Source organism: Vibrio orientalis CIP 102891 = ATCC 33934 (assembly GCF_000176235.1).
Taxonomy (GTDB): Bacteria; Pseudomonadota; Gammaproteobacteria; order Enterobacterales; family Vibrionaceae; genus Vibrio; species Vibrio orientalis.
In genome coordinates, this window is record NZ_ACZV01000004.1 from 481,636 (window position 1) to 506,326 (window position 24,691).

Annotated in this window: 22 protein-coding genes; 14 read left to right on the top strand and 8 right to left on the bottom strand. The window is 44.8% G+C overall.

Features of this window, described 5'->3' with window-relative positions:
• Positions 1-20: 20 nt before the first annotated feature.
• On the bottom strand, positions 21-374 hold the full coding sequence (locus VIA_RS05680) for a winged helix-turn-helix transcriptional regulator (protein WP_004411608.1): 354 nt from the start codon (positions 372-374) through the stop codon (positions 21-23).
• Between the two features lie 158 nt (positions 375-532).
• On the opposite strand from VIA_RS05680, the gene VIA_RS05685 reads away from it, so the two are divergent.
• Entirely contained in the window at positions 533-946 is a 414-nt protein-coding gene (locus VIA_RS05685; protein ID WP_004411609.1) for a YybH family protein, read from the top strand.
• Positions 947-995: 49 nt separating this feature from the next.
• Positions 996-1,970: a quinone oxidoreductase family protein gene (locus VIA_RS05690; RefSeq protein ID WP_004411610.1), complete on the top strand. Its 975-nt coding sequence runs from the start codon at positions 996-998 to the stop codon at positions 1,968-1,970.
• A 98-nt stretch (positions 1,971-2,068) separates the two neighbouring features.
• On the opposite strand, the gene VIA_RS05695 is transcribed toward VIA_RS05690, so the two are convergent.
• Positions 2,069-2,635: a helix-turn-helix domain-containing protein gene (locus VIA_RS05695; protein WP_004411611.1), complete on the bottom strand. Its 567-nt coding sequence runs from the start codon at positions 2,633-2,635 to the stop codon at positions 2,069-2,071.
• 88 nt (positions 2,636-2,723) lie between these two features.
• Here VIA_RS05695 and VIA_RS05700 point away from each other — a divergent pair, with 88 nt between their 5' ends.
• Positions 2,724-3,914, top strand: coding sequence for a benzoate/H(+) symporter BenE family transporter (locus tag VIA_RS05700; protein WP_004411612.1), 1,191 nt, complete (start codon positions 2,724-2,726; stop codon positions 3,912-3,914).
• An 82-nt stretch (positions 3,915-3,996) separates the two neighbouring features.
• Here VIA_RS05700 and VIA_RS05705 read toward each other — a convergent pair whose 3' ends face one another.
• From VIA_RS05705 to VIA_RS05715, 3 genes are all read right to left on the bottom strand, one after another.
• Positions 3,997-5,382: a TRAP transporter large permease gene (locus VIA_RS05705; protein ID WP_004411613.1), complete on the bottom strand. Its 1,386-nt coding sequence runs from the start codon at positions 5,380-5,382 to the stop codon at positions 3,997-3,999.
• The gene (locus tag VIA_RS05710; RefSeq protein ID WP_004417806.1) at positions 5,372-5,926 is read right to left on the bottom strand and encodes a TRAP transporter small permease subunit; all 555 of its coding nucleotides are present in this window, start codon (positions 5,924-5,926) and stop codon (positions 5,372-5,374) included. Before VIA_RS05710 ends, VIA_RS05705 begins: the two co-directional genes overlap by 11 nt.
• A 63-nt stretch (positions 5,927-5,989) precedes the next feature.
• Positions 5,990-7,063 (bottom strand): TRAP transporter substrate-binding protein, encoded by a 1,074-nt coding sequence (locus VIA_RS05715; RefSeq protein WP_004411615.1) that lies wholly within the window; start codon positions 7,061-7,063, stop codon positions 5,990-5,992.
• A gap of 212 nt (positions 7,064-7,275) precedes the next feature.
• On the opposite strand from VIA_RS05715, the gene VIA_RS05720 reads away from it, so the two are divergent.
• From VIA_RS05720 to VIA_RS05745, 6 genes are all read left to right on the top strand, one after another.
• Positions 7,276-8,661: a cache domain-containing protein gene (locus VIA_RS05720; RefSeq protein WP_004417808.1), complete on the top strand. Its 1,386-nt coding sequence runs from the start codon at positions 7,276-7,278 to the stop codon at positions 8,659-8,661.
• A complete protein-coding gene (locus tag VIA_RS05725; RefSeq protein WP_004411617.1) occupies positions 8,658-9,287 on the top strand; it encodes a response regulator in 630 nt (209 codons plus the stop codon). Before VIA_RS05720 ends, VIA_RS05725 begins: the two co-directional genes overlap by 4 nt.
• Positions 9,287-10,219, top strand: coding sequence for a LysR family transcriptional regulator (locus tag VIA_RS05730; RefSeq protein WP_004411618.1), 933 nt, complete (start codon positions 9,287-9,289; stop codon positions 10,217-10,219). The genes VIA_RS05725 and VIA_RS05730 overlap by 1 nt, the downstream gene beginning before the upstream one ends.
• A gap of 117 nt (positions 10,220-10,336) precedes the next feature.
• The gene (locus VIA_RS05735) at positions 10,337-11,911 is read left to right on the top strand and encodes an acyl CoA:acetate/3-ketoacid CoA transferase (RefSeq protein ID WP_004411619.1); all 1,575 of its coding nucleotides are present in this window, start codon (positions 10,337-10,339) and stop codon (positions 11,909-11,911) included.
• 64 nt (positions 11,912-11,975) lie between these two features.
• The gene (locus VIA_RS05740; protein WP_004411620.1) at positions 11,976-12,710 is read left to right on the top strand and encodes a beta-ketoacyl-ACP reductase; all 735 of its coding nucleotides are present in this window, start codon (positions 11,976-11,978) and stop codon (positions 12,708-12,710) included.
• Position 12,711: 1 nt separating this feature from the next.
• A complete protein-coding gene (locus VIA_RS05745; RefSeq protein ID WP_004417810.1) occupies positions 12,712-13,920 on the top strand; it encodes an acetyl-CoA C-acetyltransferase in 1,209 nt (402 codons plus the stop codon).
• A 49-nt stretch (positions 13,921-13,969) separates the two neighbouring features.
• Here the strand turns inward: VIA_RS05745 and VIA_RS05750 are convergent, their stop codons facing one another.
• Positions 13,970-15,220 (bottom strand): SGNH/GDSL hydrolase family protein, encoded by a 1,251-nt coding sequence (locus tag VIA_RS05750; RefSeq protein ID WP_004411622.1) that lies wholly within the window; start codon positions 15,218-15,220, stop codon positions 13,970-13,972.
• A gap of 426 nt (positions 15,221-15,646) precedes the next feature.
• Between VIA_RS05750 and VIA_RS05755 the strand changes: the two genes are divergently transcribed.
• The 4 genes from VIA_RS05755 (at position 15,647) to VIA_RS05770 (ending at position 20,200) form a co-directional block, all read left to right on the top strand.
• Complete coding sequence (locus VIA_RS05755) at positions 15,647-17,668, top strand: S8 family serine peptidase (RefSeq protein ID WP_004411623.1); 2,022 nt, start codon at positions 15,647-15,649, stop codon at positions 17,666-17,668.
• Between the two features lie 9 nt (positions 17,669-17,677).
• A complete protein-coding gene (locus VIA_RS05760; RefSeq protein ID WP_004411624.1) occupies positions 17,678-18,025 on the top strand; it encodes a hypothetical protein in 348 nt (115 codons plus the stop codon).
• Between the two features lie 126 nt (positions 18,026-18,151).
• Positions 18,152-19,681 (top strand): phospholipase D family protein, encoded by a 1,530-nt coding sequence (locus tag VIA_RS05765; RefSeq protein ID WP_004411625.1) that lies wholly within the window; start codon positions 18,152-18,154, stop codon positions 19,679-19,681.
• A gap of 99 nt (positions 19,682-19,780) precedes the next feature.
• Complete coding sequence (locus VIA_RS05770) at positions 19,781-20,200, top strand: VOC family protein (protein WP_004411626.1); 420 nt, start codon at positions 19,781-19,783, stop codon at positions 20,198-20,200.
• Positions 20,201-20,299: 99 nt separating this feature from the next.
• Here the strand turns inward: VIA_RS05770 and VIA_RS05775 are convergent, their stop codons facing one another.
• Together VIA_RS05775 and VIA_RS05780 are read right to left on the bottom strand one after the other, a co-directional pair.
• Positions 20,300-22,279: a methyl-accepting chemotaxis protein gene (locus VIA_RS05775; RefSeq protein ID WP_004411627.1), complete on the bottom strand. Its 1,980-nt coding sequence runs from the start codon at positions 22,277-22,279 to the stop codon at positions 20,300-20,302.
• A 426-nt stretch (positions 22,280-22,705) separates the two neighbouring features.
• Positions 22,706-23,431 (bottom strand): TetR/AcrR family transcriptional regulator, encoded by a 726-nt coding sequence (locus VIA_RS05780; RefSeq protein ID WP_004417813.1) that lies wholly within the window; start codon positions 23,429-23,431, stop codon positions 22,706-22,708.
• A 213-nt stretch (positions 23,432-23,644) separates the two neighbouring features.
• Between VIA_RS05780 and VIA_RS05785 the strand changes: the two genes are divergently transcribed.
• On the top strand, positions 23,645-24,691 hold the full coding sequence (locus tag VIA_RS05785; RefSeq protein ID WP_004411629.1) for an efflux RND transporter periplasmic adaptor subunit: 1,047 nt from the start codon (positions 23,645-23,647) through the stop codon (positions 24,689-24,691).

Here is a 24,691-nt window from a genome sequence, read left to right on the forward strand (position 1 = left end):
CTTTGACCGACTTGTTCTAATCATTGTCCTGCATTGTCTAGTGCAGATGACTCATCCCAGTCGTCAGCCTTGCTTACGATAATATCGATAATTTTTGAAAGTTCTTCTCCTTTTGGTGTCAACCCGTAATACACCGTTACAGGAACCGTCTCTTCTTGTCTTCTCCAAACAAAACCTTCTCCTGCTAACAGTTTTAATCGTTCACTGAGTACTTTGCTAGAGACCAGCGCAAGTTGCTTCTGGATTTGCCCAAACCGCATTTCGTCATGAAGGCCAAGTAACCAAACAATATGCGCAGTCCACTTTGTAGAGATCAACGTTAAGTATCGATCCGCACTACAATAGCCTTCGGGTTGTTTACCTTGTTGGCTCATACTCCACTCCTTTCATTTTTACGGAATACTCAAAAAACGGTACACCTTGCATAGTTACCAATAGGTATCTAGTTACTTTTAGGTATCTAATATCTTTTAGTAACTAACTTCAATAGTATCACGTTATCTCTTCAGAACATTCAAACCAAGGAAATATTATGAAAGCAGTATGGTTGGTTACATTAGGCACTCTCTCTTTTTTCTCTTACGGATCGATAGACTACAAAAAGCCGCAAACACCTAGCGAGTTACATCTGCTATTTTCAGAGTATTTTTCAAAAAAAGATACCACTGGGCTCGCTACATTATTCCACGAAGATGCCGTACTCGTTTTAAATGCTGAAGGTAAGCTCGCAAAAGGCAAAGAAGCAATCGCACAGAGTTTGAAAGGCTATATGCAAGGTGACGTGGAAATGGTCACACATGATGTGTCTATTCACATCAATGGCGACACTGCACTTATTCGTTCCAACTGGGAAATCCCTAATGTGCAAACAGGAATGGCTCTAGAGGTGATGAAATACTCTGATGGAGGTTGGCTTTATTTTATTGACAACCCAAATGGCTTCTAAAGATTCGCTACCTCTTCAACAGACTAAAAATTATCTAAGGAAATAGAAAATGAGAGCTCTACAAGTAACAGAGTTTGGCTGCCCAGAAATGCTAGCTGTAAACCAAGTTGACAAGCCGCAAATAAGTGACACTCAGCTGCTAATTAAAGTCGCTTATAGTGGCATTAACTTAGCCGATACGTACATCCGTAAAGGTGCCTTCCCAGGGTTGCCCACCCCTCCATTTACTTTAGGGATGGAAGGCTCAGGCATTGTAGAAGAAATGGGGGCTAAAGTTAGTGGTTATGAGAAAGGGCAGCTTGTCGCATTTTCAGCCAGTCAATCCTACGCTGAGTACGTTGCTGTCGACACGAGCAGCTCTTTAGATTGGGAAATAGCTGTCCCAGTATCACTTTCACCTCTAATAGCAAGCAGTGTCAGTATGTCGGCTAGAACTGCGATTCTCTTAACTCAACGTTTGAGCAACGCTGCACGAAAAGTTCTCGTTCATGCAGGCGCAGGAAGCGTGGGAAGCGTTCTAATCCAACTTCTTAAAGCTAAAAATCATGAAGTCATTGCTTTAGTCGGCTCTGATGAAAAGAAAGAATATGTACATTCATTAGGAGCAGATCGTGTTTTAAATTATAAACAGGAGGATGTTCAAAAAATTATAAAAAGCGAATACCCAGATGGATTAGACGCTATTTTCAATGCGACTGGCGGGAGTTCTATTGCAAGAGATATTGATCTTCTTGCAATTCATGGACATTTGATTTGGTATGGATTCGCTGAAAATAATCAAGCTCCCGATGTAGAAACAGCGTTGAAGATTGCCTTTATGAAGTCGATTAAGCTCGAATTATTCAACGGGGGAACCCGCAGCAAACAAGACAATATCTCGGCGATCAAGTCCATCGAGAGCTTGCTTTTAGAGCGTAAGATTGAAATACCAGCTCACAAGATCTATACACTCGAAGAAGGCGTAAATGCTCATCGAGATTTAGAAAGCGGTAATACGGTTGGGAAGTTAACGCTTCAACTTTAGAGAGTGTGCTGAACTATATTTGATTTAGTGGCACTCTATCTGACCCGCTTTTGTGTTTTGAGTAGGAAAACTAGCCCATAAGAGGGCGATACTTAACCCTATTGCTTATTCTCAGGGTAATGAATCACATTATGAAATACGGCATTTTCCTCACCGATGTTTCTGTAGCCATGAAGCTGGTTAGCATTGAAGCGAACGGCTTGTCCTGCCTGTAATGTATGCCATTCACCATCAAACAACACCGCCATCTCACCAGAAATACATAAGATGTGTTCAGTCACACCAAGGTTGTGTGGCTCAGATTCGTGCTGATAATTGGGCGCAAGAGTCAGTTCGAATATCTCAAACCCGAGTGCGGGTTCAAAAGGAAACAATAAGCTAACGAAAAAGCCAACGTTGTATTCTTCACGTCTTAGTTCATTTGCATCTCTGAATAGACTCGTCAGTTCATTGTTTGAACAGGTCGTGATAAAACTTGAAAATGAAACCTCAAACCCTGACGCTATCTGCCATAGCTTTGCCACCGTAGGGCTTGATTCCCCACGCTCTATTTGACCTAGCATCGCTTTACTGACGCCAGTTTCTTTCGCGGCCTTATCTAAGCTCCAACCTTTGTCACTACGAAGACGCTTTAAGTTGTCACCGACTTTTATTTCTTTTTGCATATTTTCTCAATAAATAACTTGTGCGTTATAACGCACGGATGCTAGATTGAACTTATGGACGTTATAACGCACATAGGAGAGAATTAACATGACTAAGCTAAAATTTTCCCACGTTAGTACCGGCTTTATTGCCGTTTTCATTGGTTATGCCAGTGCCGCGGCGATCATTTTCCAAGCGGCGATGAGTGCTGGTGCCACCGACGAGCAAGTTGCTTCATGGTTCTGGGCGTTGGGGATTGGCATGGGGGTAACCACAATCTTGCTCTCGTATTACTACAAGAAACCTGTTGTTACAGCTTGGTCGACACCCGGAGCGGCATTGCTAATCACATCGCTTGAAGGGTTGACGATGAATCAGGCGGTGGCCGTGTTTTTGTTTAGTTCGTTGTTAATTACGCTGGTCGGTTTAGCAGGGATATTTGAAAGGGTACTCAAGCAGATCCCTACATCGATCGCCTCTGCTATGTTGGCGGGGATATTACTACAATTTGGCTTGGGCTTATTTACGTCGTTGATGGAAGAGGGACAAATTGTTGCTGTTATGCTGGCAGTATTTATTCTGGCCAAAGTTCGGCTTGGAAATTTACTGATACCAAGTATTTTTATCATCGCCATCGGTATGTGTGTAGGCTTTGGCAAGCTCGATGTCAGTCAGGTGACGATAGGCGTGACCACTCCTGAATTTATTGCACCGGAATTTGAATTCTTTTCACTGATCAGTGTTGGGATACCACTGTTTATCGTCACCATGGCTTCGCAGAATTTACCGGGATTTGCAGTATTGAAAGCGAATGGCTACCAAGTTGACTCCTCAAAAATCATTACAGTGACAGGTGTAACAGGTCTGTTATTGGCTCCGTTTGGTGGTTTTGCGTTTAATCTTGCAGCAATCACAGGCGCTATCTGTATGGGGCCAAATGCGGATGAAAATCCGAAGACACGTTATATGGCGGGGATTTCGATGGGAGTGTTTTACCTATTAGCGGGCATTATGGGAATGTCATTTTTCTCCCTGTTTAGCGCCTTTCCCTCAGCGGTTGTTATTGCGGTAGCAGGTCTTGCCGTTATGCCGACACTAATGAACTGCTTAGCGGTGTCGATGGCAGACAGTCAATCTAGAGAGGCAGCACTATTTACATTCTTATTCACGGCTTCTGGCATTGAATTACTGGGCATTGGTAGTGCTTTTTGGGGGCTCTGTACCGGGCTAAGCTTCTATTGGTTTTATAATTATAAGGCTAGCTCGGGTCGAGCAAATGGCACTTCGTCAGTCCAATAAGTTTTCAAAGCGAGTTACTCAATAGTGGCAGAAACAAAAAACCAGCGACGAATATCGCTGGCTTTATCTTTATTGGTCGTTACTAACTGTAGGCGACACTTGGGAACCAAAGCACTAGCTGAGGCCACATCACCAAACAGATCAGCGCGGTAAGCTGGATTAAGATAAATGGAATCACGCCGCGGTAAATATCTTTAAGTGCGACACCGTCTGGGCAAACACCTTTTAAGTAGAACAAGGCAAAGCCTACTGGAGGAGTCAAAAAGCTTGTTTGCAGCGCCATGGCAACTAACATGACAAACCATACCAAGCTTGGGTTATCGACCACGCCATGACCATCAAGCTCAATGCCTAGACTTGAGATAACAGGTGCTAAAAGCGGTAGGGCGATCAGCGTAATCTCAATCCAATCTAAGAAGAAACCGAGTAAGAACACAATCAATAAGATAAATGCGATGATGCCGTACGGGCCAAATGGCAAACTGGTGAGGAATGACTCTATCAGCTCATCACCGCCTAACTCGCGCAGTACCAAAGCAAAACAAGAAGCGCCAAGGAAGATCATAAAGATATACGCAGTTGTCCCATACGAAGAGAGTAATACCTCTTTAAGCACTTTTAGATTCAGCTTTTTATTGTAGGCCGCGAGTAGCGTGGCGCCCATCGCACCAATACCAGACGCTTCCGTTGGCGTTGCAACGCCGGCGAAGATAGAGCCAAGCACACAGAAAATCAGCATTACAGTCGGGGTAATGTCTTTGAACACTTGCAGGATCAATCCCCATTCAACAGGCTGAACATTTTCAGGCACTGGTGCTTTGCTTGGGGTCATTTTGCCGACAATCAAGATATACAGAATGTACAAGCTACCTAGCAATAAGCCCGGCATAATCGCGCCCATAAACAAATCGCCAACCGATAAGCCAAGTTGATCGGCCATGATAACCAGCATGATCGATGGCGGCAGAAGAATCCCAAGTGTACCCGCAGAAGCCACCGTGCCAAGCGCAAGCGGTAAGTGGTAGCCTTGACGCATCATACTCGGCAGAGACATCACAGTAAGCAGCACGACAGAGGCGCCGATAATGCCGGTTGATGCGGCGAGAATAATACCAATCGCCATAACAGTAATCGCTAAACCGCCATGAACTTTACCAAACAGTGCCTGCATCGAAGACATCAACTTCTCAGCAATACCAGATTTATCGAGCATGTTACCCATAAAGATAAACATCGGCAGTGCGACCAAAATCCAGTTATCCATGATCTTATAGATTCGGTTAACCACTAAGCCTAAGCTGGTGTAATCCAATCCGGTAAATGTATCTAAGTAGATATCAGCAAAATAACCAACCGCCGCAAAGACAACGCCAATGCCCCCCAAAACGTAGGCAACTGGAATGCCAGTAAACAGCAGCAAGATAAAAGAGCCAAACATGGCAATCACGATCCACTCATTAGCTTCCATGATGCTCTCCTTGTGATGTGTCGCCTTTAAACAAGGTTTCGATATTGCGTAAGATTCTAGCCATCATTGACAGTAGTAACATGCAGAAACTCAAAGGGATGACGCTTTTAATTAGCCAGCGATAAGGCAAGCCTGAAGGGGAGGCTGAGCTTTCATTCACTCGCCAAGATTCGTAGGCAAAGTCATAAGAATGGAGGATCACCACCACAACAAATGGGATCGCTAGCAAAGATAAGCCGAATAGATCGACCAATGCTTTTTTACGCTCTGAAAACTTGTGATAGAAGATATCAACACGAACGTGCAAGTTACTCACTTGCGCATAGGCCGTACCAAACATGACCGCTGTGGCGTAAAGATGCCATTGCAACTCTTCTAGTGCGATTTGTCCGTTGGCAAAAACTTTGCGCAGTACGACTTGGGTAATAATCACCAAGACTAAGGCTAGGTTGGTCCACGCTAGAAATCGGCTAGCACTGGTTATTGCCCGCTCTATATGAAAATAGAGAGGATAAGTGGGGGTAGAATAAAGTACCTTGCTCATTGGCAACTCCTTACAACCAATGGCCGACAACGCTGCCGGCCAACAGGTCCAATTCACACAGGGTTATTGGTTTTGCGTTTCACGTGGTAAGAATCCATTCGCAGACCAAAGCGCATAACCTTTACGGAACTGGCTTAAGTCATCCCACACTTTGTTGAAGAATGGGTCTTCTGTTTTCTTCTCTTCCACGACTTCAAGCCACGTATTTTCAAACAGGCTAAGCATCTCTTCGTTCCAGTAACGGATCTCAACACCATTCTCTTTGGCTTTCTCCATTGCTGAGTATTGCAGAGCTTCACCTTCAGCAATCGAGTATGTCATGGTTGCCATACAGGTGGTCTCGACTGCCGCTTGCTGAACATCACTCATTTTGCCCCAGGTATCTTTGTTGATTAGCAGCTCAAAGACGGTCGATTGCTGGTGCCAACCCGGGAAGTAGTTGTACTTCGCCACTTTGTGAAAGCCCAAGCGCTGGTCGATAGCAGGTTGAGAGAACTCAGAGGCATCAATCGCACCTTTCTCTAGTGCGCCAAAGATTTCGCCGCCCGGCAGTTGAACCGTACCTACGCCGAGTTTTTCCATAACAGAAGCACCAAGGCCGAAGAAGCGCATGTTGAGACCTTTAAGATCTTCAGGTTTTTCGATTGGTTTGCGGAACCAACCAGAAGTTTCAGGTGAAATGATCGCACAAGGGACAACTTTTACGTTGTAGCCGCCTTCATCATACATTTCTTGATACAGCTTTAGGCCGTTACCAAAGAATAGCCACGCCATGTATTCACCTGCTTCTGGACCAAAAGGTACTGCAGAGAACAGGGCAGAGGCAGGTAATTTGCCTTGCCAGTAACCAGCGGTTGAATAGCCAGAGTTCACCTTGCCTGTCGATACCGCATCAAGGATCTCGGCTGGGCTAACCAGTTTACCCGGCTCGTAGATTTTCATTTTGATGCTGCCACCAGAAGTCTTGGTGATGTGGTCGGCGTACCATTGAATAGGTGTACCTAACGCAGGCAAATGACTACCGAAAGCGATAGGGGTCTTAAGTAGTATCTTCTTGTCAGCGGCATGAGCCGAAACTGATAGACCCGTAGCAGCGATAGCAAGCGCAGAGGCAATGGCAGCTTTCTTAAGGTTCATGGTGTTCTCCTTGTTTGACTATGTTCCATGTCGATCTTGGTAAATGTGAACGCCGCGTATTTATTTGTGTTAACGCGATGTTACATTTGACGCTAAGTGTAGATAGGAGATTTATTGCGCTCTATTGGCATAAATGCGCAAATTTTATCCGTAGAAAAGGCAATTTTCCGCACGATCTTTCAGTAAAACTACGTACTCACATGGATGGGAATATGGGATTTGTAAGCAACCGACGACTGACGGTAAACATAATATTGTTGTCGATCGTGCCACTGATCATTGTGGTCTCGATTGTTGCGAGCATTCTATTTAGTCAGGCAAAACAATTAGTTGAAGATCAGGTGTCACTGACACGAAACAATGTGCTGGCGGTGAAAAAGCAAGAGTTAAAGCAGTACGTAGAAATGGCAGTCAAAAGTATCGAGCCTTACTACTCAGATGAATCCCTAACCCCTGAGCTTGCTAAGCAAATTGTTATCGAAAAATTGAGCCAGCTCACGTATGGCAGCGATGGATACTTCTTTGCTTATACGTGGGAAGGCGATGCGCTGGTGTTACCATATCAAAAAGATCGCATAGGTAAGAACTGGTGGCATGTAGAAGATGTTCAAGGTAAAAAACTGCTCCAAGAATTGATTCAAGCAGGTAGAGAAGGTGGCGGTTTTGTTGATTACCTTTGGCATAAGCCCTCTAAAAAAGAACCGTTGCCTAAGCTGAGCTACGCTATCTCATTGGATAAATGGCAGTGGATGGTGGGCACCGGAGTCTATCTTGATGATATTGAGAGACAAGTCGATCATATGGAGAGTGGCTTTGATCAGAACATTGGCAAAACCAGTACCGCGCTGTTTGGGCTGATGTTTGTCGCGGTGACGGTTATTGCAGGGTTAGGAGCTTCACTCAACCTGAATGTTAGGCGCTTAGCTAACCAACAACTGAGTGTATTGAATCAACAGATCATCGATTCGCAAGAGAACGAACGCCGCCGTGTATCAAGAGAACTGCATGATGGCGTTAATCAGTTATTGGTCGCGGCTAAGTATCGCTTAGACAATGTCACCAAAGAGCAAGATGAAGAGAAGAAGCGATTTGAGCTTGATGCGAGCAAGAACGCGATGGAACATGCCATTGTCGAGGTTCGCCGGATCTCGCGTGATTTACGACCGCCACAACTGGATGATTTGGGCTTGGTCGCAGGTATTGAAACCTATATCAATGAATTGAGAGATCGAGTTCAAATGGAGCTAGTGTTTGAGCATGATATAGATGGACTTGAGTTTTTACCTCAAGTTGAAACGACGCTTTATCGAGTGGTGCAAGAAGCGCTGCACAACGTGGAAAAACATGCCAATGCTCAAGGCGTCGATGTGATTATGCAGCGTGAAGGACACATGCTGATCTTAACCATTAGCGATGATGGTATTGGCATTCCTGCAAAGCAGTTGAAGTCGAAGAAGAACAGTAGCACGCATCTTGAACATATGGGGCTACAAAACATGAAAGAACGGATTCAAGCGATTGGCGGAACGTTTAGCGTCACCAGTGAGCAGGGTGAAGGAACGGAAGTACGCGTGAGCTTAAACATGGAGTTTGTATGATTAGATTGATATTGGCGGATGACCACCGTCTAATGCAAGACGGGCTAAAATCGCGATTAGAGCGTGAAGATAACTTAGATATTATCGCCTGTGTCGGTACAGGCACTGAAGCCTTAGAAGCAACACTGGAGTTAAAACCCGATGTACTGCTGCTCGACATCAACATGCCCAACTTAAATGGGATTGAAGTGTTGGAACAGCTAGCGAAAACCAGCTCTGCCACATCGGTCATTATGCTCTCGATGCATGATAGTCGTGACTATGTGGTTCGCTCGGTCAAAGCCGGCGCGAAAGGCTATGTGCTAAAAGATGTCGGTTCAGAAGAGCTCGTCATGGCGATTAATCAAGTCGCGCAAGGTCGTTCTTATCTGTGTCCGCAAGCTTCCGATAGATTACTTGAGCAGATAAACGAAGCACCTGAAGAGAAGGATGACACCTTATCTAAGCGTGAGTCCGATGTACTGAAAGCCATTGCTAACGGCGCAGGGAATAAAGAGATCGCCGATTCGCTGCATATCAGTGTTCGTACCGTTGAGACTCATCGCTTAAGAATCAAAAAGAAACTTGGCGCAACGTCGACCGCAGCGCTGGTTAAGTTGGCATTACAAAAGGGTTTGGTGACCTAATGTCTAAGAATCTGCTTTCTAGCCGACAACCCATCCTCGATAAAATCGTCTTCTTTTGCGCGGTGGTGCGAAGTGGCTCTTTTCGAGAAGCGTCAATACAGCAGGGGTTATCACCCGCCGCCGGCAGCCGCTGGGTAAAAGAGCTAGAAGAAGCCCTATCAGTTGAGCTGATTAAGCGCAGCACACGTCAATTAGTGGCGACCCAAGCAGGCCAGTTACTCTATGATCGGTTTGCGCCGCTTTTGCCAGATATCAATAGTCTGTGTGAAGAGGTACAAAATTTAGCTGAAGAGCAGCAAGGTGAAATCAGAATCTCATCCACGCCTTTGTTTGCTCGTCAGTATCTGACCAAGATTGTCGCCGAATATATGCAAAAGCATCCGAAGGTTAATTTTCGTATCTTTATTGAAGCGGGAGAGTTTGATCCGCTGACCATCGACTTTGCTTTTCGAGCCAGTGCCAGTTATGAAGGCGAGCGAGATATCGACTCCTTATTAGTTAGAAAGCGCCTATTGCGCGAAACGCTCTATCTATGTGCGTCCCCTGAATACATCAAACAACATGGCGAACCGGTTAACCCAGAGCAGCTTAAACAGCATCGCTGTCTTTACGCGAAAACCTTGCTCAGCGGTAATCGCTGGTGTTTTGAGTATCAAGGGGAGTCAGAGATCGTCACCATTCAAGATACGTTGGAGTGCGATAACAGTGAAATGTTGCTCGATTTAGCTTTAGAGCACGCTGGCGTTGCTTACTTGCCCCATTCACTTGTTCATCCTGCTCTGGAGTCGGGTGAGCTTTGCCAAATAATGGCCAACTATCAATGTGCCAGTTTTGATGTTGATATGTTCTACCGTCCTCGCTCACCAATGCCTGAGCGCAGCAGTGGTTTCAAGCAGTACCTAGTTGAACGTATTACAGCACTGAGCGCCTGATTTATTACGATTGTTCCTATTATGAAATTCAGAATCTACATTTGTGCAATTAACATTCAGCGCATCTGCAACTAAGCTGCATTAAGAACGAATAACAAGCAATCAAGGAAGAGTTCAGTGGTAGCGAAGTTAACGCCAGAGCAGGCAGCAAATTGGATCAAGGATGGCGACGCCGTTCTACTCGGTGGATTTATTGGCAGTGTGGTTCCCGAAGCGATAGAACGTGCGATTGGTGAGCGCTTTAGCCAGACTCAAACTCCCCGCGATTTAACGTTGATCTTCGCCGCAGGCCAAGGTGATGGTAAAGGGCGAGCGATCAATCATTTAGCTCATCAAGGGTTAGTAAAGTGTGCCATTGGTGGTCATTGGGGACTGGTACCTAAACTGCAGCAACTAGCGAATGATAATCTCATTCAAGGCTACAATCTTCCGCAAGGTATTATCTCTCACCTTCTTAGAGACACTGCGGCTGGCAAACTTGGTACATTGAGCAAAGTCGGCTTAGGTACGTTTGTCGATCCGCGTATTGAAGGCGGAAAAATAAATTCTGCCACCGAAAAAGAGTGGGTTGAAGTCGTAGAACTGCTCGGTGAAGAGTACCTGTTTTACCACAAGCTCCCCGTCACTGTGGCTGTCTTGCGCGGCACAACCGCAGACCAAGATGGCAACATTACCATGGAAGACGAATGCTTAACGGTTGAAAGTCTTGCCGCTGCACAGGCTGCAAAGAACAATGGTGGCCGAGTGATAGTGCAAGTTAAACAGGTTGTTGAAAGCGGCACGCTAGACCCACATGCAGTGAAGATACCCGGTATTTTCGTTGATGCCATTGTTGAGTGCGAAGATATTCAAGAGCACATGCAGACCTTTGCTACGGTAATGAACCCTGAGTTTGTTGGTATTGCATCGAGTGACGCTGTCACTAAATCTATTACACAAGAGCGAACATCACTGAATGCCAAAACCCTAATTGCGCGCAGAGCTGCAATGGAACTTAAAGCGGGCTCGATTCTGAATTTAGGTATTGGCGCGCCAGAGTACATTGCTGAAGTGGCTCGTGAAGCCGGCGTGTTAGACGAGTTTATTTTAACTGTTGAGCCCGGCGCGATTGGCGGCACGCCGCAAAGTGGCCTCGATTTTGGTGCTTCTCGCTTGCCTCAAGCCATTATCGGTCAAGATCAGATGTTTGATTTCTATGACGGTGGTGGCGTCGACCAAGCGTTCTTAGGTTTAGCCCAATGTGATACGAAAGGCGATATCAATGTCTCGCGTTTTGGTAGCAAAATTGCGGGCTGTGGCGGGTTTATTAATATCACCCAAAACGCAAAACAAGTGGTGTTCTGCGGCACGTTTACCGCGCAAGGATTAGAACTTGAAGTAAAAAATGGTGAGCTAGAGATCGTCACTGAAGGTAAGCAGCACAAATTCATTAGCCAAGTCGAACAAATAACCTTTAGCGCAAAGCAAGCGCTCAGCAAAGGGACGCCAGTACTCTACATTAGCGAGCGAGCGGTGCTTCGCTTGACCAAGCAGGGTCTTGAACTGATTGAAATTGCCCCTGGGGTAGACCTACACAAAGACGTGCTGGATCAAATGGCCTTTGCGCCTGTCATCAGCCCGTCATTAAAGGTTATGGATAACGCCATCTACCAGTCTAATTTTGAACTTACTATTGACAGAGACACTGACTAGGTGTCCGTCAATTACTCATAATTTGTCAGTTTAGTGAAGCAGTCATACACAAAAGGATAGAGAGATGTTTGAGAATAAAGTGTGCATCGTCACTGGTGCAGCCCAAGGAATAGGTAAAGCGATTGTTGAACGATTTGCTAGCCAAGGTGCGTTGATGGTTTACGCCTTAGACATGAATGAGCAAGCACTGAGTACTGCTTATGAGGGCGTTAACAACGTCACATCAGTAGTCATGAACATTTGCGATCGCCAAGCGATATCTGAACTAGTGGAGCAGGTTCAAGCTGACTACAGCCGCGTCGATGTGCTGGTGAACAACGCCGGCATTACCCGTGATGCTCTCATCGAGAAAATGACAGAAGATGAGTGGGATGCGGTGATCAACGTTAACCTAAAAGGAGTGTTTAATCTCACCCAAGCCATTGCGCCGATCATGATGGAGAACAACGCAGGCTCAATCGTAACCATGTCTTCCGTGGTGGGGACGGACGGTAATATCGGCCAAAGTAACTACGCTGCGACCAAAGGCGGTGTGATTGCAATGACGAAAGGCTGGGCTAAAGAGTTTGCCCGCAAAGGTGCTCAGGTGCGCGCTAACTGTGTGGCTCCAGGGTTTGTGGCGACGCCGATGACTGAGAACCTGCCGGAAAAAGTGCTCGACTTAATGCGTGCCAAAACACCATTAGGCCGAATGGGCACACCTGAAGATATTACCAATGGGGTTGAGTTTTTAGCTAGCGATAAGGCGAGCTTTATCACTGGCCAAGTGCTCAAGATCGACGGTGGACTGGTGCTTTAAGATGACTCAGAAGGTATATATTGTCGCGGCAAAGCGTACCGCAATAGGCTCCTTCCTTGGTAGTTTAAGTTCTGTTTCTGTGGTCGAGTTGGGAGCGGAGACCATTAAAGCTGCGCTTAAACAAGCGAATGTTGAACCAGAACGGGTTGATGAAGTTATCGCAGGTAATGTGTTGGGCGCAGGGCTTGGTCAAGGGGTGGGTAGACAAGCGTCTATTCATGCTGGCATACCGGCAACAGTGCCAGCGTATACGCTAAACATGATTTGCGGCAGCGGCATGAAAACTGTGCTCAATGGTATTAATGCCATTAAGTCAGGTGATGCGAATTTGGTGGTTGCAGCAGGTATGGAAAGCATGAGTAATGCGCCGTTTGTGATGAGTGGGAAGTCTCGCCAAGGCCATAAATTGGGCGACATGGCGATGGTTGACTCGCTGTTAAAAGATGGGCTCACGGATGCGTTTGGTGACTTCCATATGGGGATCACCGCTGAGAATATAGCCAAGCAGTACCAGATTAGCCGCGAGGAACAAGATCAGTTTGCGCTAACAAGCCAACATAGGGCGCAAATGGCAATTGAGCAGCAGCACTTTGTCGATGAAATCGTCCCGATCAGCGTTAAAACTCGCAGAGGTGTATCCGAATTTGCGGTTGATGAGCATCCAAGAGCCAATACAACATTTGATGCGCTTGCTAGTTTGAAACCCGCCTTTGAACGTTCTGGCAGTGTCACCGCTGGCAATGCGTCAGGTATTAATGATGGCGCTGTGGCATTAGTCTTAGCCAGTGAGCAAGCGGTCGAACAATATCAGTTAGCACCGATAGTTGAAGTGTTGGCGACAGGGCAAGGTGGCGTTGAGCCAGATGTTATGGGGTTAGGTCCTATTCCTGCTGTTGGACAAGCACTTGAACGTTCAGGGCTGACGTTAGGTGATATTGAACGCTTAGAACTTAATGAAGCCTTCGCTGCACAAGCGTTAGGCGTCATAAAAGGCTTGGCTAAGCAGCATCATTTGTCTGAAAGCTGGTTTGTGGACAGAACCAATGTCAATGGCGGAGCAATTGCGCTGGGTCATCCGATAGGGGCATCTGGAGGACGTATCCTCACCAGCTTGATTTACGAACTAATTCGCTCGAAGACTCAACTAGGTTTAGCCTCTTTATGTATTGGTGGCGGAATGGGTACGGCGATCATCGTCAGACGAGTTTAATCATGAAAAAGGCGAGCTACTTGGCTCGCCTTGTTTCTATTCACTGTTGTTAGAAAGGATGGTTAGAAAGTTGATTACTGCTTTCCAGCATCTTCTCAGCAACGTAGCGGTGTGTCGCGGTCGTAGGGTGGGTTACGTCCCAGAATACGAACTTCTCAGAACCTTCGTAAGCACACTCAGAGCGCAATGAATGCTTGTAGAGATAATCAGCAGCAGAAGAACGGTTAATGTCTAAACATGCTTCACTGGCGTTAACAAAACCATGCTCTTGCGGGGCAGTGGTTAACTCTTCAAACAGGGCATGCGTGTCGTATAGAGTGATGCTATAACCCTGCATCGTGTAATACTCGACTTGTGAAGTGATAAAGGCGTTCATTTCGACGATCTTTGCACGGATCTTGTCGATCTCTTCTTGGGTCGAATATTTAAACTGAGGAGCTCGCGTTGCATCCGGTAATGTCATCAAGAGTAAATTTGTCGCCCCTGCATCGGTTAGGCGAATCAACGCTTCGGCATAATCAGACTTCACTTCGGCAACACTTCGACCGTAGTTCATAAAGTCATTTAAGCCGAACTCTAGGGTGAAAAGGGTATTTTCCGGCCGGTAGTTCTTGGCGAATTTAGTGTAAGTCAGGTAAGAAGAGACCTGATCACCCACACCCGTTAAGGCGATGTATTGGTTTTCACCTGCAGCGCCACCAACAGCCCAGTTGTAAAGAGGGAGCCCTTTAGCTTTGGCAATGTATTCTGTCCAGACAGATCCATTCGAGAAATGGCCTAAGAACCAGCTATTGGGATTAGGAAAGCGCCATTGTGAAGCATTAAAGATATTGCCTGTGTCAGATAGGCTATCACCAAAAGCGACCACTTTATTGATCTGTTCTGGCTGCATGACAGCGTCATTGCTCCAAATTGTATGGTTGTAGGAGAAACGGTTATCGGCTGCGAAGAAGGTAATATCAGCGTTTTCGTTAGCAAGATCTAAGGTTTGCTCACAGCGTCGCTGAATGACACTTTGTGGTGTGTCGGTATAAAACATGTTTTTGAAAGAGACAGCACTCCACCAATACCCATCAATAGTGAAATAACTACCATCAGGGTTTTCGGCCCATTCCCAATCTGTCGCAGGCTCGTCGAGAGAGTAACTGGTCCGGTACCAACAACGTACATAAGTATAGGTTTGATTGCTTCTCGCACTCTCTACTTGCGCAGAGCTAACCATTTCTGGAGAGATAGAGGTTTCTGATGCGGTTGCAGTGAGTGGCAGCAAGGCACTCAATAAAATCATTGTTCTATTCATAATAGTCTCGTTATCAGTCGCTATAAATGAGAGGCTCTCTCATCTAAAGACCAGTTTCTGACTAAATACTCTAATATGTCAAATATCCATAGACTGAATGTTTCAGCTTTGGGTTCAAGATCGACTTTCAATAGATTTAGTAAATATCAACAAGTTCGATTATTTAGAATATTTACTCAAATTTGGTAGGTAATGATGCAGGTTTTTCGTTATTAAGTAATTGCTTTATAAGGGAAAAATTGACGATTTAGTGTTAACGGAAAGTGTTGCTTTGACGATCTTTTGTTCAAGTTTATACATTTAGGATGTAAATGTGTTGGCATTTTAGAGTCGTGGACTATAGCTATGCAGGTCACTCAGATTCGCATTAAGTGACTATTAATTAACATATAGTGAATAAAATTGTCTCAAAAGGAATAAGGCAAAATGCATCACACATCAAAAATAACAAAAGGCCTGCTATCGACGACGGCGGTCGCAGCAGCGCTAGCACTACCAACGTCAACGTATGCTTCTTTAACTGGGTTCGATGAATCGAATCTGCCGACTAAATATATCGTCAAGTTTAAAGAAGACTCATCAACACCTTCCACACTGACAAACAGTCGCTTCTTTGGACCGCGTATTGTGCAAGAGTCGGTATTGGAACAACTCGATGCCAATAAAGTTGAAAAGTTAGGTGACCAATCAATCTACAGTATCGAAATCGACAACTCGAAATTGAGCAAACTGAGTAACCGTAGTGACGTGGAATACGTTGAGGTCGATCCACCTCGTTATCTACTTAGTGAAACAATTCCTTGGGGTTATACCGCTGTGAATGCTCAGTTGCTGGATGATAGCAATGCAGGCAATCGCACGGTTTGCATCATCGATTCAGGCTACGATTTAGCGCACAACGACTTGAGCGGTAACCGAGTTGACGGTACTGATGATAGTGGAACAGGTTCTTGGAGTTCACCTGGCAACAATAATGCGCATGGTACCCATGTGGCGGGGACGATAGCTGCGATTGCAAATACTGAAGGCATTAAAGGGGTAATGCCAAATCAGAATGTGAATCTTCATATCGTCAAAGTGTTCAACGAAGCTGGCTGGGGTTACTCATCGAGCTTAGTGAAAGCGATCCAAACGTGTGCAGACAATGGCGCAAACGTGGTGAATATGAGCTTAGGTGGCAGTCAATCAAGCGTGACTGAGCAAAATGCACTGAAGCGTATCTACGACCAAGGTGTGTTGTTAATTGCTGCCGCGGGTAATGATGGGAATACGGCGCACAGCTATCCTGCTTCTTATGATTCAGTAATGTCGGTGGCGGCAACAGATAATCAAGACGATCATGCGGCGTTTTCACAAGCAACGGATCAGGTTGAAATATCAGGCCCAGGTGTCGCGATTCTTTCTACGGTAACTGTCGGAGAAGGTAAGCTGTCTGACATTTATCTTGATGGAATCAGTCAATTTGAACGAGGCGTTGTACCACATAACCGACTTGTACAGAGAAGTGGCAGCTATACTTCGGAACCTGTTGATGGCTCGGTTACAGGTGTACTGGCTAAGTGCGACGCTTCAAGTGGTCGCTTTGTCTGTGATGATATGACGGGTAAGATCTGTTTAGCAGAGCGAATTGGTAACCAAGGTTCAGGGAGTTACCCTGAAATTGATGCTGTGCAAGCGTGTTACGATGCAGGCGCAAGTGCGGCCGTGGTGTACAGTAATGCAGAACTGCCGGGTCTACAAAATCCTTTCTTAGTCGATCAAAATGACACGGCGCGTCTTGTCTCGGTTACGGTTGACCGTCAGTTTGGTCAAGAGTTATTGGCTTATGTTGGGCAAGAGATTACTGTTGAAACTCAATTAGGCAAGGACTACGAATATTACAACGGTACTTCGATGGCAACGCCTCATGTTACTGGCGTGGCAGGTTTAGTATGGAGTTACTACCCAAGCTGTACTGCTAGCCAAATTCGTAATGCTCTGACCAAAACTGCTACAGACATTGACGTTGCAGGCCGAGATAATCGCACTGGTTATGGCCTAGTTAATGCTGACGCAGCAAAAGAGTATCTAGCGCAAGGCTGTAATGGCTCAGGCGGAACGGATAATACTTCTTACGTAAATGAAACGCGTGAATCGATCCCTGACAACAATATTCGAGGCGTAGTAAGTGGCCTTGATGTTGATCGTTCGGGTGATTCGGGCGTTGTCACAGTAGAGCTCGATATCAGCCATACCTACATCGGCGATCTAAGAGTAACCCTTACTTCTCCGGACGATGGTCAAGTCGTGCTTCATGACTACTCGGGAGGTAGTGGTAATGATATCCAAACAAGTTATCAAGTCGATTTCTCGGGCTTTGACTCATTGGGAGTTTGGGAACTAAAAGTGGTCGATAGTGCCAGAAGAGATGTAGGTACTTTAAACCGATGGTCATTGACGTTTCCGTAAGGAGTGACAGTGAAAAACAAAACGATACTCACGCTATTATCGCTGGCACTTTTCCCAACGATTGGGTTGTCGAGCAGTATAGTTGCAGCGGCAAACAACCAAGGGTTTCCTCTCGTAGAGACTCGCCCTGAACTTGTTGACCAGCAAAGCGCACGTTACTTTGTCAAATATAAACAAGGTAAACAGCAACAGGTTAGAGAACTGCTATTAGCAAATGGCTTAGAAGTAGTTGAAACGTTAGACAATGAGCGAGTTTTGGTGGTAACCGGAGCGAGTGAAAGCGTCGAAGCGCTCAATGGCAGCTCAGCCGTTGAGTACACTGAACAGGAACCAATAAGAAAATTGTTGAGTCCGTAAAGTATAAGGCGAACCAAGTGTTCGCCTTTTTCTTTGTTTATCAGGTGTTTTCGAATTTGAAATGTGCTGTTTGAGCAGTCTTAGTTTAGTATTGAACTTAGTAGATAAGCACATGGAATTGATTTAATGCCCAATCTTAAGCGTAGCGCTGTTATTGCTCTTGCTGTTATATCCCTTGCTAGCTGTGGCTCTTTGCCAGAACAAGTGGTTCACTCAAACGAACCTGTGACCTTTACATCCAGTACTTTATCTCAACTCAGCGCTCAGTCTGAACCGAGTGAAGTAGCTGCAGACTCCAGCTCTGTTGTTTTGCAAGAGAGTGGTTGGGATGCGCTTGCTCAAAGACTCGCTTTAGTAGAGTCGGCTGAGCATACCATTGATATTCAATACTACATTTGGAACTCAGATATATCTGGTTTGTACTTAGCCAATCGCTTGTATGCTGCGGCGGATCGCGGAGTGAAAGTACGCGTGATGCTGGATGACATTAACCTCAATGAGCGTGAAGACTTGTTGACTGCACTGAATGCGCATCCAAATATTGAGATTCGAGTGTTTAATCCCATTCCAACTCGGAGAGGCGTGACGAAATGGTTGAACTTTTTAGGTGATTTCTCTCGCTTAAATCGTCGTATGCACAATAAGTCATTCACAGTCGATGGGGCATTTTCAATCGTTGGTGGCCGAAATATTGGTGATGAGTACTTCGATCTTTCTGAACAGATTAACTTTAAAGACCGTGATGTATTAGTTAGCGGTGAAGTGGTTACGGAAATTCAGTCTGGTTTTGTCGACTACTGGAACAGCCGCTGGGCATACCCGGTTGAACTACTAGGTGGTGAGGTCGATACATCGTTGCCTACGTCCGATCAAATAACCAAGCCGAGTTATGCAAACTATCCGCTATTACCTGACAATAAAGCCGATTCAGTTCAGTTACTTACCAGAGTGATGGAAGAGGCCCACTGGGTAGACGCCAACTATATTTATGATGATCCTATTCCTCAAGAAGTCAGCGATACTGACACGCCAAAACGCACTGCACAGTACTTGTCTAAGTTAGTCGATACCGCAACAGATAGCGTGATTATGGAATCTGCTTATTTGGTGTTTGATGATAGCCAGTTAGAAGAGTGGCAAAAGCTCGAGCAAACTGGCGTTAATGTTAAAGCGCTGACTAACTCCATGGCATCTAATGATCTTGTGACTAACCATTCTGCGTATGCGGGTCGCAGGCAAGATATGTTAGAGCATGGCATTGACTTGTATGAGCTGAAACCCGACAGCGAACTGTGTGTTGAATCGACAAAAGATAGCAATAAATGTGCGCCGTCAGTTGCCTATGGGCTCCATACTAAGTCACTTGTGATTGACGACCGCATCGCATCTATTGGTTCGTTTAACTTTAACCTGCGCTCAACCTATCTGAATACCGAATCGATCCTTGTGATTAATGACCAAGAGGTTGCCACGATGCTCAACGATAAGATGGAACAGACTTTCGTGGAGGAAAATAGTTGGCACTTGGAACTCAAAGATGGCGACGTCTATTGGCTATCAGGAGACAGTGAATGGGACAAGGAACCTGAAACGGGCAAATGGCGTCGTATGCAGTCTGGATTCCTACAATTATTGCCGATCGAAAAATATTTATAAAAAATTGAAATTAGCCCTTTACCTCAACTTAACTTGAGGTAATAGCATGTTCTCAGTTGCTTAAAACGAATCAAAAATGAATAACCTAAGGAGAGCGTTATGATTCAACTAGAACATGTAAACTTGGTCGTAAAAGATATTCCAGAGATGCTTAAATTCTACCAAGCGGCGTTTCCACACTGGTACGTGCGCGATGAAGGTCAGGGTGAGTGGTCGGGTAAGCCGCGTAACTGGCTGCATTTTGGTGACGAATACCAATATATTGCGCTCAGTGACCACGGCGAGGGCGAAAATCGTTATTTAGCAGGGCATCAAGTCGGACTCGCGCATTTTGCTTACGTGACAAACAATATCGACTCAGTCATTGAAAGGTTAGTAGAAGCAGGGTTCCCAATTGCGAAAGATGGGGCAGAAGAGCCTTATCGCAAGAACGTATACTTTGTCGACCCGGCAGGGTTTGAAATCGAGTTTGTCGAGTATCTCACCGATGACCCTAAAAAGCGCAATATGACAGTGTAGATAAGAACAATATAGATAATGGGACGAGTTACCGTCGGGATAACTAAAACGCCTCTCAGATGAGAGGCGTTTTGCTACATATGACGATGACATTAAAGATTAGATTTTAAATGTCGCAGCTAAGTTTTTAAGCGATGTTGCTAGCTGAGCTTGCTCTCTTGCTGTTGCAGCAATCTGAGTTGCACCTGCTGTCGATTCTGTTGACTTCTCTTCAACCGTCATGACGTTCTTCGCTATATCTTGGGTAACGACAGCTTGCTCTTCTGTTGCTGTGGCGATTTGATCTGCCATGCTGAAGATGTCGCTTACTGATTTAGATATCTCACTCAAACTCTGCTCAACTTGACGTGAATCTTGTACCGCAGCCGCAGACTTCTTCTGACTGTTATCGATGACGCTAAATGCAGACTCAACATCAGATTGTAATGATGTGATGAAACCTTCGATTTCTGAAGTGGATTCTTGTGTGCGCTGAGCAAGAGTCCTTACCTCGTCTGCGACGACTGCGAAACCACGACCTTGTTCACCAGCACGAGCGGCTTCAATGGCTGCATTGAGTGCTAACAAGTTAGTTTGCTCTGCAACTGACTTAATCACATCAATCACGTTGTTAATGTTATTACTGCTTTCGTGAAGATGAGTGATCTTTTGTGCCAGTCCGTCAATTTCTTGCGCTAAGCTTTCTATCGACTGATAAGAGTTTTGCACAGTATTCAAACCGGTTTGAGTTTGATCATTCATCATCTTAGCTGATTCAGCGGTTTGTTGAGTTTTGGTCGCGACTTCATTCACCGTCGTAGAAAGCTCTTCGATCGCTGTTGCGATCAAGCCGATTTGGTCTTGTTGCTCGACTATTGATGATGAATTGTGCTGACAAGTTTGAGCGGTTTCCTCTGCCGCAGACGCAAGGGTTAAGCTCGAATTAGATAGGTTATCGATAACCTCTGAAAATTGTTCAAGTGTCGAGTTAAGGGAAGAGGAGATAACACCTAGCTCACTTTTGTCTACGTAAGTTGCTCGAACCGAAAGGTTATTGTCATCACGCACATGTGCCATAACAGAGGTAAGGTCTTTGACGCGAGTTGAAAGATCTTTAATAGTGAAGAAGCTGATTAGTCCGGCAATAACCGTGATAAGTGAACAAATTATGATGTTCACAATTAAGTTTATTTGAGCTGCATTGGCTTTTTGTTCTGCTAGTTGAATTAGGCCATCTGCTAAATGGTTTTCGATTTTCTTTAATTGACCAATACGAGCCGTTGATTGGCCAAACCAATACACGGCGTCTGCATTGAAATTCGATGTTTTAGATTCAGCCAGAGCGCGAAGCTTTTTAACTTCCTGTATGGATTTATCTCGCATCTGTTGATCGTAAAATTGCTGATTTTCTGGGTTAGTAAATACAACGAAGTTAGAAAAATACATATTTTGCTGAGTAACGAGAGAGATGAACTTAACTAACATCCCAGGACCAAATTCATTTTTAGCAAAAGTGTTGCTCAAGACTGCTCGTTCAATACCCGCACGCTCTTTACCTTGAACAAAGTTATAATAAGCAACGGTCTCTTTCGTCATTTGAGAGTCAGTACTAATGTCTGAAATAATGCCAGACACGCTTAATAACATACCATTGAGCTGAGTATAATAACCGAGTGCATCAGAAAGTTTGATGGACTGAGAGTCTACTTGGCTACGAATAGTACTCAGTTGATTCAGGCGCTGGTTAATTTCGTTATTCAGCTGTTGAATTTTACTATTCTGAATCTGATTCGCTTGCCAGTAACTGGCGTGCTGCTGGCGTTTTGTGTCTGCCGCGCTGCGCTGCTTCTGTAATTCGTTCTTGAATTTAGTGCCGTTTGAACCTAGAAAGCCCGCAGTCATGCCACGTTCTTTTTGAAGCTCATGTACTAACTCGCTGTATACAACCGACAATCGAGTTAACTGGGTAAGAGATGACATTTCATTTGAAGTAGAAATATTCTGAGAAATGGATGAGGCACTGAGCCAAAGAAAACCAAGAATAGGCAAAGCGATCAAAATAGCAATTTTCTGCTTAAATGAAAGGTTAGATAAACTCATTAATTATTCCTCTTTGCCAGTCACACTATGAATGGCAGTTAAGCTATTATTATGTTTTGCGAGAAAATATTCACTCTACTGCATAAGTTCAATAACCCTAAATGGTTACATGTTTGATTTTATGCCCGCTAGCAAAGTATTTTTAAACATTAAATAGCTTTCCTGTGTCCACTTACCGTTACATGATTAATTAGTAATCGCTTAATAATTATAGTGAATAAGCCAATTGTTATAGCCGGATTTCTAGCGTTTAAAACAGAGTTTGATTTAGATCAATTTAAACCTTATTAATTAGTTTCCATCTGCGACGAAAGTATTAAAAGCCTGATAGGGCGAAATTTGGTTGTGGATAAATAGAGGGATGTTGGGTAAATAAAAAAGCGAGCTAATTCAGCTCGCTTTTTAAATGTTTTGCTTTCACTATGACTATTCTTGAGCCAAGGATTCTGCGCTGCACTCGACGTCATAGACTAAGTCAGTCACTCGCTCAGGGCGCAAAATGTATTCGCTTGGTACTTGGAATCGACATGCCATCATATTGTTGTACATTTCCCAGTGCTTAAGTAAACACACTTCAATGTCATCGGTTTGATCGGCCCAAGTTTCTTTCATAAATGGCGTAAGGCTGGCGGCACCGTGAGCAAACATCATCATTTGCCATTTGATTTCCCAAATTTTGACTGGCGTCTCTGGGTGATGTTCGTTGTACTGCTCTGCTAGACCATGTATGAGGTGCTCAATTTCTCCGGAATTATCGATGAAATAATCGAACAGGGCGTCTTCCTGACGTACTGCATCAGCAATCAACTGAATAGGCTGCTTACAATCAAGCATATGGGCGAGAAGGCGAACCGAAAAGTGGTATAGCTTAACGTTAGAGCCGACACCCTCTGGCATATTCGCAATGATGGTGCGCATATACTTTTCCATATACAGATGTAAGCCGTCACTGATCGAATACCAGATCTGCTCCTTGCTGCCAAAGTGATGGCGAATCAGGCTGTGTGATACTCCCGCTTTTTCACTGATATTTCGCAGTGAAACTCGCTCATACCCAAGCTCACAAAATAGCTCAGTCGCGACACGCATAATCTCACATTTGGTTTTCTCTGCGTCTTGAGCGCTTCGTCTACCTTGCTTTCTTTCCGTCATAGTACCTAGTCGATTTGCTTTAACGCCTTCTTTCTACCAGAAAACGAGCATCATTTCATTAAAGAATCTGATTAACAGTATAGCCTACATAAATATTATATTGCACAGATGGAAAATAAATATTGATCTCACTCATATAAAACATATACTGCACAGGTGTGTAGTATATAAAGATGACAAATAATGAACACATCGACAAAAGGAATAAGACCAATGATGCGTTTTGCTGCGATAGGGTTATCCGTATTGGCAATTGCAGGGTGTAACAAGGCTAACTCAGAAATTTCAGAGCCTGTGGTTAAACCCGTTAAGCTGATTGAAGTGCCTAATGTTCAGAGCGAACGTTATGACGCGTTTATTGCAAATATTGATGCGACAGAGCGTGCATCATTGTCGTTTCAAGTAGCGGGAGAAGTTGAAGAGCTCTTGATACATATGGGCAGTGAAGTAACGCAAGGTGATGTACTTGCTAAACTTGATCCAACCGATTACCAATTGGCTTATCAAGCGCGTTTGGCTGAGTTCAATTTGGCTAAGACGGCGTTCCAAAGAGCGGAAAAACTGCACGCGAAAAAGCTCATCAGTGTTGATACGTACGATCAACATGAGGCGCAGTACAAAGCGGCGTCAGCATCACTAGAGCAAGCCAAGACAGATTTGGACTATACGCAAATTATTGCGCCTTTTGATGGTGTGGTCTCAATTACATTTGGTAAAGAACACCAAGTAGTAGGAGCCAACCAGCCGGTCCTCAACGTTATCGACAACGGCATTATGGACGTGGTGTTTACCATTCCGGTGAGTTATGCCGAGCAGTACGGTTTAGAACATATAGAGTCGTCAAGCTTTCACGTAGTGATGGACAGCCATAGTGGTGTGGTTATTCCTGCGCAATTCAAAGAGATTTCAACCAAACCCGACAGTGACACCAATAGCTATTCTGCCAGCGTGTCTATTGAACGCCCAAAGCTAATGAACCTCCTACCGGGTATGACTGCGCAAGTGAAGTTGCTTAATGAAACGAGTCAACGTTATGTTCAGATCAATGACACAGCGTGGGTATCTAAAAATGAGACAACCGGTGAGCTATATCGGTTTGATCAAAAATCTCAAACTATCTCTCCAGTTCAAGTTCAATTGGATAGCAATGGCAATGTGATTGCAGGGCTAAACACTGGCGACCTTATTGTCGAAGCTGGTGTGGAAGCGTTATTACCAGGCCAACAAGTTAAAGCTTGGACAAAAGAGGGGGGTATTTAA